This window comes from Variovorax ginsengisoli (assembly GCF_030811835.1).
In the GTDB taxonomy this organism is placed as follows: Bacteria; Pseudomonadota; Gammaproteobacteria; order Burkholderiales; family Burkholderiaceae_C; genus Variovorax; species Variovorax ginsengisoli_C.
In genome coordinates, this window is the sequence record NZ_JAUSRO010000019.1 from 64,752 (window position 1) to 76,156 (window position 11,405).

Below are 11,405 nucleotides of genomic sequence, written 5' to 3' on the forward strand. Positions count from 1 at the left end.
CATCACTTCCTCATGTCACGCTGACGATTCCCTGCCCCAACGAAAGCCCGCCGTGCTGCTGCTGCGCAATGCCACCCTTCGCCTGCTGTTCACCAGCCAGGCCCTGTACTGGGCCTGTTCGATCATCGGCATCACGCTGACCTCCCTCGTCGGTGCGCGGCTGGCGCCTTGGCCAGTGCTCGCCACCCTGCCGCTGGCCCTGCTGGTGCTCGGCAGCCTGCTGTCGGTCCAGCCGCTGTCGATGTTCATGCAGCGGCACGGCCGGCGCGCAGGGCTGCGCACCGGTGCCTTGTTTGGGATCGCGGGCGGACTGGTCGCCATGGCCGGCGTGCTGCTGGGCAGCTTCGCGGTGTTCTGCTGCGGCACGCTGTGCGTGGGGGTGTACCAGTCGTCTTCCGGCTACTACCGCTATGCCGCGCTCGAAGCGGTGGCCGCACACCAGAAGGGCCGGGCCGCGGCCTGCGTGGTCGGCGGTGGGCTGTTCGCGGCCCTGTTCGCGCCGCCGCTCTCGCTCTGGTCGCGCAACGCACTGGCCACGCCCTTCGCGGGCGCCTACCTGGCCATCGCCGTGCTGGCCGCGCTGGGCTGGCTGGTGGTGTCGCGGTTGCCGGAAGGCGGTGCGCCACGCGCAGCGGCAGGCGGCATGGCGGCCATGCGCCAGCTGCTGGCGCGCCCGGCGCTGCGTGCGGCGGTGGTCATGACCGCGACCGGGCACGGCTTGATGATCCTGGTGATGAACGCAACGCCGCTCGCCATGGACTTCTGCGGCTTCTCAGCCGGTGCCGCTGCGCAGGTGATCCAGTGGCATGTCGTCGGCATGTTCCTGCCCGCCCTCTTCGCAGGCGCTTGCGTCGATCGCTGGGGCGGCCGGCGCGTGGCCGTGGTGGGCGCGCTGTGCCTGGTGACCAGCGCCGGGCTCGCGCTCAGCGGACTGTCGTTCACCCAGTTCCTTGCCAGCTCCTTCCTGCTGGGCGCCGGCTGGAACCTGATGGTGATCGCCGGCACCACCCTGCTCGGCGACACCCACACACCCGAGGAACGCGGGCAGGCACAGGCGCTCATGGAACTGAGCAACGGTGGCGTCGCGGCAACGATGTCCTTCGCCTCGGGTGCGCTGATCAACGGCGTGGGCTGGACGGCGATCAACGTGGCGATGCTGCCTCTGCTCGCGCTGGCCTTGGGGGTGCTGGCGGCGGGCGGTCGGCGAATGGCCCGGGAGGCTTAGCAGGGCGAGGCGGGCCACGCACAGCGGGCGAGCGGCTGCGGCCTCACCGCCCAGCGACCTCGCGCTCCCGCACGAACGCCACGAAGCGCGCCAGCGCCGGGTTCGCTCCACCGGCCGGCCAGACCAGGCTGGTCTCGCACGCCGGCAGCACGACCGTCGCCTTGCCACGGCCCGTTCGCGCCAATTCGCCCGCCGCGCGGTACACCACGCCGTCACGCTGGAACTGGCGCACGCTCTCCGGCACCCAGGCCACGCCCAGCCCGCCCCACACCAGGTTGACGATGGTTTGCATCTGGATGGCCTCCTGCGCAATGACCGGCACCCGGCCGGCTGCATGGTAGAGCCCGAAGATCGCGTCATGCAGCGACGGCACGATGCGGCGCGGAAAGATCACCAGCGGCTCGGCCAGCACATCGGCCACGGCCGGCCGCTCGGCACGTGCACAAGGATGCGCGGCCGGCAACGCCAGCACCAGCGGCTCCTGCGCCACGCGCAGGAGCGCCAGGCCAGGCGGTGCAAAACCAGGCGAGTGCAGCATCAGTCCCGCATCGATCTCGCCGCGCGCGAGGGCTTCGAGCTGGACATCGCCGGTCGCCTCGACCAGCTCCAGCGCCACCTGCGGACACAGCACGCGAAAGTCGCGCACCCACTGCGGCAGGTGTGCGAAGCCGATGGTCGAGACAAAGGCCAGCCGCACCCGCCCGACCTCGCCGGCCGCCGCCGCCCGGGCGCGGGCCGGCAGCGCCTGCGCGCGCTCCAGCAGATCGCGCACATCGGGCAGCAGCGCCTCGCCCGCGGGCGTGAGCGCCACACGACGCCGCGTGCGATCGAACAGCACGATCCCCAGGGTCTTCTCCAGTTGGGCGATGGCCTGCGTCACTGGCGGCTGGGTCATGTGCAGGCGCAGGGCAGCGCGGCCGAAGTGCAGCTCCTCGGCCACGGCCAGGAACTGGCGCCAGGCGCGCAGATCGACAAGCGTTTCTTTCATATACCGAGCATATCAATCCATCCTTGAAAACGGATTGGAACCAATCAGTCATTCGTCGGATACTGGCGTCCCCCCGATTCACCACCACAAGAGACTTCCATGGACACCAAGCCGATCCAGATCAATCGCCGCAGCGCCAACATCGTCGAAGGCAAGAACCGCGCGCCCAACCGCTCGATGTTCTACGCGATGGGCTATGAAGAGAGCGACTTCAAGAAACCGATGGTCGGCGTCGCCAACGGCCACAGCACCATCACGCCATGCAATTCGGGCCTGCAGAAGCTGGCCGACGCGGCCATTGCCGGCATCGAGGAAGCCGGCGGCAACGCCCAGGTGTTTGGCACGCCCACCATCTCCGACGGCATGGCCATGGGCACCGAAGGCATGAAGTATTCGCTGGTCAGCCGCGAAGTCATCAGCGACTGCATCGAGACCTGCGTGGGCGGCCAGTGGATGGACGGCGTGCTGGTGGTCGGCGGCTGCGACAAGAACATGCCCGGCGGCCTGATGGGCATGCTGCGCGCCAACGTGCCTGCCATCTACGTCTACGGCGGCACCATCCTGCCGGGCCGCTACAAGGGCCAGGACCTGAACATCGTCAGCGTGTTCGAAGCCGTGGGCCAGAACGCCGCCGGCAACATGAGCGACGAGGACCTGCACGAAATCGAAAAGCGCGCCATCCCAGGCACCGGTTCCTGCGGCGGCATGTACACCGCCAACACCATGTCCAGCGCGTTCGAGGCGCTCGGCATCTCGCTGCCCTACTCGTCCACGATGGCGAATCCGCATGACGAAAAGGCCAACTCGGCCAAAGAATCGGCCAAGGTGCTGATCGAGGCGATCAAGAAAGACCTGAAGCCGCGCGACATCGTGACCAAGAAGGCCATCGAGAACGCCGTGGCCGTGATCATGGCCACGGGCGGGTCGACCAACGCGGTGCTGCACTTCCTGGCGATCGCTCACGCGGCTGGCGTCGAATGGACCATCGACGATTTCGAGCGCATGCGCAAGAAGGTGCCGGTGCTGTGCGACCTCAAGCCGAGCGGCAAGTATCTGGCCGTCGACCTGCACCAGGCTGGCGGCATTCCGCAGGTCATGAAGGTGCTGCTGAAGGCCGGCCTGCTGCACGGCGACTGCATCACCATCACCGGCCAGACGATCGAAGAAGTGCTGGCCGACGTGCCCGATGTGCCACGCGCCGACCAGGACGTGATCCGCCCGATCGGCCAACCGATGTACGCCGAAGGCCACCTGGCCATCCTCAAGGGCAACCTGTCGCCCGAAGGCGCGGTCGCCAAGATCACGGGCCTGAAGAACCCGGTCATCACGGGCCCGGCACGCGTGTTCGACGACGAACAGTCCGCACTCAAGGCCATCCTCGACGGCAAGATCGTGGCTGGCGACGTGATGGTGCTGCGCTACCTCGGCCCCAAGGGCGGCCCTGGCATGCCGGAAATGCTGGCTCCCACGGGGGCGCTGATCGGTGCGGGCCTGGGTGAAAGCGTGGGCCTGATCACCGACGGCCGCTTCTCGGGCGGCACCTGGGGCATGGTGGTGGGCCACGTGGCGCCGGAAGCAGCGGCCGGTGGCACCATCGCGTTCGTGAACGAGGGCGACTCGATCACCATCGATGCACACGAACTCAAGCTCGAACTGAACGTGCCGGAAGCCGAAATCGCGAAGCGCCGCGAAGGCTGGACGCCCCCGGCCCCGCGCTACACGCGCGGCGTTCAGGCGAAGTTCGCGTTCAACGCATCGAGCGCCAGCTCGGGCGCGGTACTCGACAAGTATTGAGCTGCAGACCCCGGGCGGTCTGACCTGCGGCCGAGGCACATGGCGTGCCTCGGCCGTTTGTGTTTTCTTCGTCCTACGGCAGGTCCTGCTCCAACGCGGGCGACCGCTGCTGGCGCCGCGCCGCATACGTGAGCGCCAGACCGATGAGCGTCGGGAACAGCGAGAAGATGGCCAGCCCGATCACCAGGCCCCATGCGTCCTGGAAGTCCGCCACACGGGCATCGGCCGGGTTGCCAACGGCCACGCGCACCTCCGCCGGGTCGCCTTCCTTGCTGCGCGGCAAGCTGCCGCCAATGCCCTGGATGCGACGCAACTGGCCGTCTGCCGCCCTGAACTCGACCACGGGCGCACGCCAGACCGTCGTGTTGCCTTTGCTGTCCATGCCGTTTTCCGACACGTACGCCACCACGCGCCCCTGAATGCGCTCGGTATGGGCGAGCGCCTGGTAGCGCGGCCAGCCGACCGAGGCGGCACCGTAGAAACCGGCCGCGCCCACCATCAGCGCCCCGATGCCAATGCCCCAGAGCACGCCTTTGCGCCAGATCAGCAAAGCGGAGACTGCCAAGCCTGCAAGCAAGGCGTATTTGAAGATGCTCAAGGCATGCGAAACGACGGCGTCATCCATGTGCGGCTGGTATCGGTATGCGCTCACGCGCGCGGGTGATGGGATCGAATGCCGGGATACGCTGGGGTCTGGACCGACCGAATCGGCGCTGTGCACCCGCCTCCCTACAATCGCGTTGAATCGACTGTACGACACCCACGAATGCGACCCATGAAAAGAGTGCTGCTGCTTGCCGCGATGTGCCTTGGCTTCTCTGCGCCTGTCCTGGCCGACCTGGCACTGGCGACCTCCAAGAACTGCATGGCCTGTCACAACGTCGAACGCAAGGTGCTCGGGCCCGCCTTCAAGGACATCGCAGCCAAGTACAAGGGCGACGCCGGCGCTGCAGACATGCTCGCCAACAAGATCCGCAAGGGTGGCGCTGGCGTGTGGGGGCCGGTGCCGATGCCGGCCAACACGCAGGTCAGCGAGGCCGAGGCCAAGAAACTCGCGACCTGGATTCTGGTGACGCCTCAATAGTTCGGCGCGGGTGGAATGATGGTCGTGCCGGTGCCAGTTTCCACAGTGCCCACCGGCGCGCCACGGCGATCCAGCCTGTCTTCCAATTGGCCGATGTGTGCCGCCACCGTGTTGTCAGTCTGGTCGGCGCGCTGACGCACAGCCGACTCCAGTTGCTCGACACGTGCCAACAGTGCGCTGTGGCGCTCGGCATTGCGTGCCATGTGCGTGTTCTCCTGGGTCTCCAGGAAGCTGCGCAGTTCCGTGAAGCGCGATGCCTCGGCCTTGTCGGCCAGGTCACGCTGGGCTTGCATTTCCTTGTTGTGGCGACGGGTTTCGAGAAGCACCGAACTTTGCAGGTACACCACATAAGCGACGAAGAAGATCGCCAGCAGGATGGTCAAGCCCAGCATGATGAGGCCCAGCGGCGCCGTCACCTGCATGAAGCCGATGGACATCGCGGTCGGTGTGAGCAGGATGCCCCAGTTGAGCGCTGCCAGCGCCGCAATCAGCAGCACGATCACTGCCAGCACAATCGTTCGGATACCCATGTAGAAACTCCCAGAAGAAAAGAAAACTCTAATCGTCTGTTTGTAACCCATGCGACACCCGTGCCCCTGTCGGACACAGGGCAGTGCCGTCGCCAGCGGGCGCCCTCAACCTCCAGGGGTGATCGCGCCCTGCCCGTTCAATACGCCTGACCGAGCTGCTCGAGAATGGCCGGGTTCTCAAGCGTCGAGGTGTCCTGCGTGATCGCCTCGCCCTTGGCAATGGAACGCAGCAGCCGCCGCATGATCTTGCCGCTGCGCGTCTTGGGCAGGTTCTCGCCGAAGCGAATGTCCTTGGGCTTGGCGATCGGGCCGATTTCCTTGGCCACCCATGACCGCAATTCGGCCGCGATCTTGCGTGCTTCCTCGTCGCTGGTCGGGCGACCGCGCTTGAGCACGACGAACGCGCACACGGCTTCGCCCGTCACGTCGTCCGGACGGCCGACCACCGCCGCTTCGGCGACAAGATCGGTCTTGGCGACCAGGGCCGATTCGATCTCCATCGTCCCCAGGCGGTGGCCTGACACATTCAGCACGTCGTCGATGCGCCCGGTGATGCGGAAGTAGCCGCGGTCTTCGCTGCGCACCGCGCCGTCTCCGGCCAGGTAGATCGTGCCGCCCATCTCTTCGGGGAAGTAGCTCTTCTTGAAGCGCTCCGGGTCGTTCCAGATGGTGCGGATCATCGAGGGCCATGGCCGTTTGATGACCAGCATGCCACCGGCACCGTGGGGCAGGTCCTTGCCGGTCTCATCGACGATCGCGGCCATGATGCCCGGCAACGGCAGCGTGCAGGAGCCCGGCACGAGCGGCGTGGCGCCCGGCAGCGGCGTGATGACATGGCCGCCGGTTTCGGTCTGCCAGAAGGTGTCGACGATCGGACATTTCTCGTGCCCGATGTTCCGGTGGTACCACATCCACGCTTCCGGGTTGATCGGCTCGCCCACCGAACCCAGGATGCGCAGGCTCGAGAGGTCCCAGTTCTTCGGGTGCACCTTTTCGTCGGATTCGGCGGCCTTGATGAGCGAGCGGATCGCCGTCGGCGCGGTGTAGAAGATGCTGACCTTGTGCTGCTCGATCATCTGCCAGAACCGGCCGGCATGCGGAAAGGTAGGGATACCTTCGAAGATCACCTGCGTGGCGCCAGCCGCGAGCGGGCCGTAGGCGACGTAGGTGTGACCGGTGATCCAGCCGATGTCGGCGGTGCACCAGAAGACGTCGTCCGGGCGCAGGTCGAAGGTCCAGTCCATCGTGAGCTTGGCCCACAGCAGGTAGCCACCCGACGCGTGCTGCACGCCCTTGGGCTTGCCGGTCGACCCGGAGGTGTAGAGGATGAAGAGCGGGTGCTCGGCGCCCACGGGCACCGGTGCGCATTCGTGCGACTGGCCTTCCAGCGCGTCGAGCGCTTCGGTGAAGCTCTTGTCGCGGCCTTCCACCCGCTTCCAGTCGCTGAGCGTGCGTTCGTAGACCAGCACGGTCTTGATGGACTCGCAGCCGCCCAGCGCAATGCCTTCGTCGACGATCGCCTTCAGCGGCAGTTCCTTGCCGCCGCGCAACTGGTAATTGGCCGTGATCACGGCCACAGCGCCCGCATCGATGATGCGCTCCTGCAGCGCCTTGGCCGAGAAGCCGCCGAACACCACGCTGTGCGTGGCACCGATGCGCGCGCAGGCCTGCATGGCGATCACGCCTTCGATGGTCATCGGCATGTAGATGACGACGCGGTCACCCTTCTGGATGCCCTCGGCCTTGAGCACGTTCGCGAACTGGGACACGCGACCGAGCAGGTCCCGGTAGCTGATCTTCGTGACCGTGCCGTCGTCGGCCTCGAAGACGATCGCGGTCTTGTGCTCGACCGGCGTGCCCATGTGCTTGTCCAGGCAGTTGGCCGACACGTTCAGCTCACCGTCGTCGAACCACTGGTAGAACGGCGCGTTCGACTCGTCCAGCGTGCGGGTGAAGGGTTGGGTCCAGACCACATGTTCCTTGGCCTGCCGGGCCCAGAAGCCCTCAAAGTCGGCGGCGGCCTCGGCGCACAGCGCCTCGTAGGCTGGCATGCCGCTGATGCGGGCGCCTTGCAACGCGCGCGCGTCTGGCGGAAACACGCGGTTTTCCACCAGGACGGATTCAATGTTGTTGTTCGTGTTGCTCACTTCATGTCTCCTGCAGGGCAAGGTTGGTTTCGCTCGTAATGTCGACCTGTGCACTTACGGCGCACTGACTCGCCATGGTAGTGCGCACCGGGGGCATCACGGCGCCGACACAGGCGCGCCCTAGAATCCGTGTTTTCCCGAACGTCCCATCCCAGATGTCTGCACCCGACTCCTTCGACCCTCTGAACCCACCGGTCCCGCGCAAGAGTTCGCCGCTGCGACCGCTGCCCCGGCTGATCTTCGCGAGCCGCTGGCTGCAGCTGCCGCTCTACCTCGGCCTGATCATTGCGCAGGGCGTCTACGTCGTGCACTTCCTGGTCGAGCTGCTGCATCTGGTGGAGGCCGCCTTCGGCAGCCAGACCGCGCTGCAGGCGCTCATCAGCAGCATCGGCTACAAGACGAGCGCGCCGGTGACTGCGCTCAACGAAACCGTGATCATGCTGGTGGTGCTGGCACTGATCGACGTGGTGATGATCTCCAACCTGCTGATCATGGTCATCGTGGGCGGCTACGAGACCTTCGTGAGCCGCATGGACCTTGAAGGCCATGCCGACCAGCCCGAGTGGCTGAGCCACGTGAACGCGTCGGTGCTGAAGGTCAAGCTCGCGACGGCCATCATCGGCATCAGCTCGATCCACCTGCTCAAGACCTTCATCAACGCGGACAACTACAGCGACCGCGTGCTGATTGCACAGACCGTGATCCACATTGCGTTCCTCCTGTCGGCCATGGCCATTGCGTACACCGACCGGCTGATGTCCAGGGAGCACTGACCGGCGTCGGCGCCGCTGGCTTGACGCGGCTCATACCGCAAAGTTATAATCCAGGATCCAAAGACGACCAACTGAATATGTTGGTCATCCTGCACTACTCGCGGATCACCGAATCCCGTCGCGGTGCAGGGTCTCATTAGCCGGGCTTACCGCCCGGCGCCCCTGGCCGGTTTTCCGGCCCCATTGCCACGTCACAGCGCATCGGGCGGCCCCTTCGACCAGGCCCGCCGCTCCGAATGACGCTCCCGGCGGGCACTGGTTTCGTCGTCCTTTTGTCGTCGTCAGTGCCCCTGGGCAGCCCTTCGAGGCTCGCCGCGCGTCGTCACGCCCGTCGTGCCCGAAGCCTGGTGCCGTGGCCGTCACCCCTCGGGGTGGCGCTTCGTGCAACCCACCTAAGGAACCCAGCGCATGGCCAAAGGCATTCTCATCGACCACGTCTTCAAGGTCTTCGGCGACGACCCGCAACGCGCGCTCGACCTCGTCGCGCAAGGCGCGAGCAAGAGCGAGATCCTCGCGCAGACCGGCAACTCCATCGGCGTCTTCGATGCGAGCTTCGAAATCCAGGCGGGCGAGATCTTCGTCATCATGGGCCTGTCGGGCTCAGGCAAGTCGACGCTGGTGCGCCTGCTCAACCGGCTGATCGAGCCGACCGCCGGACGTATCGTGATCGACGGCCAGGACATCAATGGCCATTCCGATGCCAAGCTGCGCGCCCTGCGGCGCAAGGACATCAGCATGGTGTTCCAGTCCTTTGCGCTGATGCCGCACATGACGGTGCGTGAAAACACGGCCTTCGGGCTCGAACTCGCCGGCGCCAGCCGAAAGGAACGCCTGGCGCAAGCCGACCACGCGCTCGCGCAGGTCGGGCTGGCCGCCTGGGGCGACAGCTATCCCGATGAACTCTCGGGCGGCATGCAACAACGCGTAGGGCTGGCACGTGCCCTGGCGTCGGACCCCTCGATCCTGTTGATGGACGAGGCCTTCTCGGCGCTCGATCCGATCATCCGCACCGAGATGCAGTCCGAGCTGATGCGCCTGCAGCAGGAGCAGCGCCGCACCATCGTCTTCATCTCGCACGACCTCGACGAGGCCATGCGCATCGGTGACCGTATCGCGATCATGAAGGACGGCCAGGTGATCCAGGTCGGCACACCCGACGACATCCTGCGCAACCCGGCCAACGACTACGTGCGCAGCTTCGTGCGCGGCGTGGACGCGGCCGCCGTGTTCAAGGCCGCCGACATCGCCCGCAAGTCACTCACCGTGGTGTCCGAACATGCCGACCGCGGCGCACGCGCGGCGCTCAAGATGCTGGAAGACCAGGACCGCGACTACGCCTACGTCGTCAGCCCGGGCAAACGCTATCTGGGCACCCTGTCGTCCGACACCCTGCGCAAGGCGCTCGACGGGCACGCCGGCCCGCTCGGACTGCAGCATGCGTTTCTCGAAGGGGTGACGCCCATTGCCGCCGACGCCTCCGTGGCCGACCTGTTCGGCCAAGTGGCGCAAACACCCTGTGCGGTGCCGGTGGTCGATGCCGATGGCCGCTTCTGCGGCGCGATCAGCAAAACCACGCTGCTGAAGTTCCTCGACCGCGACACGCCACCGGTGGAGCCGAGCGCGCAGCCCTCCACGCCAGCGCCGGCGACCACCGTGGCCACTGCAGTCGCCGAATTTCACTGATCAAGGGAACCCGCAAGAATGAACGAGAACACAGTCACCGACACGCTTCAGACCCAGTCCCCGCAAGCCGCAGCAACGACCGTCGACCCATGGCAGGCCGCATCCGCACCGCCGGACCCATCGGCCAACACCGACTGGCTCGACGCACCCGCCTCCGCAGTGGACACCGCCCATCAACTGGGCGCCGATCCTTCGGGCGATGGCTTCGGCCTGCACCGCCTGTGGGACGGCTCGCTGCCCATCGAAGCCTGGATCAACCATGGCCTGAGCTGGGTGGTGGTTCACTTCCGCCCTTTCTTCCAGACCGTGCGCGTGCCCATTGACAGCACGCTGGCCGGGGTGCAGAGCCTGCTGACCACCTTGCCGACGCTCGCCATGATCGCGCTCGTGGGCATGCTCGCCTGGCAGTTCACCGGCCGTGCGCTGGCCATCGGCACGACGCTGGCCTTGCTGCTCGTCGCCATGCTGGGCATCTGGCCCGAGGCCATGGTCACGCTGTCGCTGGTGCTGACCTCGCTGGTGTTCTGCCTGGCCATTGGCCTGCCGCTGGGCGTGCTGCTGGCCAGCAGCGACCGTGCACAGCGTCTGACGCGGCCGGTGCTCGATGCCATGCAGACCACGCCAGCCTTCGTCTACCTCGTGCCCGTGGTGATGCTCTTCGGCATCGGCAACGTGCCTGGTGTGATCGTGACCATCATCTTCGCGCTGGCCCCTCTGGTGCGGCTGACCAACCTGGGCATCCGCCAGGTGCGTCCTGACCTCATCGAAGCCGCACGCGCCTACGGCGCTTCGCCCTGGCAGATGCTGGTGAAAGTGCAGCTGCCGCTGGCCATGCCCTCGATCATGGCAGGCATCAACCAGGCCTTGATGCTGTCGCTGTCGATGGTGGTGATCGCCTCGATGATCGCTGTCGGCGGTCTCGGCCAGATGGTGCTGCGCGGTATCGGCCGCCTGGACATGGGCCTGGCGACCGTCGGTGGCCTGGGCATCGTGCTGCTGGCCATCACGCTCGACCGCCTCACGCAGGCCATGGGCACGTCCCGCCGCGACAACGTCCGCCATTGGTGGCAGACCGGCCCGGCTGGCATGGCCTGGAAGCTGTTGCAGCGCCTGCAGCCCGCCACGGGCAATGACCGCTCGGCACCGCCTGCACTGGCCGCCGCGACGCACTGAAGAACACC

10 protein-coding genes are annotated in these 11,405 nt (G+C 66.5%); 6 read left to right on the forward strand and 4 right to left on the reverse strand.

Annotated features, from left to right (window positions below; genetic code table 11):
- Nucleotides 1–52: 52 nt before the first annotated feature.
- Nucleotides 53–1,225: an MFS transporter gene (locus J2W36_RS23950; RefSeq protein ID WP_307692286.1), complete on the forward strand. Its 1,173-nt coding sequence runs from the start codon at nt 53–55 to the stop codon at nt 1,223–1,225.
- Nucleotides 1,226–1,268: 43 nt separating this feature from the next.
- On the opposite strand, the gene J2W36_RS23955 is transcribed toward J2W36_RS23950, so the two are convergent.
- Nucleotides 1,269–2,213 carry a LysR family transcriptional regulator gene (locus J2W36_RS23955; protein ID WP_307692287.1) on the reverse strand — a complete coding sequence of 315 codons (945 nt, stop codon included), beginning with the start codon at nt 2,211–2,213 and terminating at the stop codon, nt 1,269–1,271.
- 99 nt (nt 2,214–2,312) lie between these two features.
- Between J2W36_RS23955 and ilvD the strand changes: the two genes are divergently transcribed.
- A complete protein-coding gene (gene ilvD / locus J2W36_RS23960) occupies nt 2,313–4,007 on the forward strand; it encodes a dihydroxy-acid dehydratase (RefSeq protein WP_307692288.1) in 1,695 nt (564 codons plus the stop codon).
- Nucleotides 4,008–4,080: 73 nt separating this feature from the next.
- Here the strand turns inward: ilvD and J2W36_RS23965 are convergent, their stop codons facing one another.
- Nucleotides 4,081–4,632: a DUF3592 domain-containing protein gene (locus tag J2W36_RS23965; protein ID WP_307692289.1), complete on the reverse strand. Its 552-nt coding sequence runs from the start codon at nt 4,630–4,632 to the stop codon at nt 4,081–4,083.
- A 150-nt stretch (nt 4,633–4,782) separates the two neighbouring features.
- On the opposite strand from J2W36_RS23965, the gene J2W36_RS23970 reads away from it, so the two are divergent.
- Nucleotides 4,783–5,091: a c-type cytochrome gene (locus J2W36_RS23970; RefSeq protein WP_307692290.1), complete on the forward strand. Its 309-nt coding sequence runs from the start codon at nt 4,783–4,785 to the stop codon at nt 5,089–5,091.
- Here J2W36_RS23970 and J2W36_RS23975 read toward each other — a convergent pair.
- Entirely contained in the window at nt 5,085–5,621 is a 537-nt protein-coding gene (locus tag J2W36_RS23975) for a LapA family protein (RefSeq protein WP_307692291.1), read from the reverse strand. The two genes, J2W36_RS23970 and J2W36_RS23975, sit on opposite strands and share 7 nt — an antisense overlap.
- A 137-nt stretch (nt 5,622–5,758) precedes the next feature.
- Nucleotides 5,759–7,768: an acetate--CoA ligase gene (acs, locus tag J2W36_RS23980; protein ID WP_307692292.1), complete on the reverse strand. Its 2,010-nt coding sequence runs from the start codon at nt 7,766–7,768 to the stop codon at nt 5,759–5,761.
- Between the two features lie 155 nt (nt 7,769–7,923).
- Between acs and J2W36_RS23985 the strand changes: the two genes are divergently transcribed.
- From J2W36_RS23985 to proW, 3 genes are all read left to right on the forward strand, one after another.
- Nucleotides 7,924–8,541: a YqhA family protein gene (locus J2W36_RS23985; RefSeq protein ID WP_307692293.1), complete on the forward strand. Its 618-nt coding sequence runs from the start codon at nt 7,924–7,926 to the stop codon at nt 8,539–8,541.
- Nucleotides 8,542–8,949: 408 nt separating this feature from the next.
- Nucleotides 8,950–10,224 (forward strand): glycine betaine/L-proline ABC transporter ATP-binding protein ProV, encoded by a 1,275-nt coding sequence (gene proV, locus J2W36_RS23990; protein WP_307692294.1) that lies wholly within the window; start codon nt 8,950–8,952, stop codon nt 10,222–10,224.
- An 18-nt stretch (nt 10,225–10,242) separates the two neighbouring features.
- Nucleotides 10,243–11,397, forward strand: a complete 1,155-nt coding sequence (gene proW / locus J2W36_RS23995) for a glycine betaine/L-proline ABC transporter permease ProW (protein ID WP_307692295.1) — start codon at nt 10,243–10,245, stop codon at nt 11,395–11,397.
- Nucleotides 11,398–11,405 lie beyond the last annotated feature (8 nt).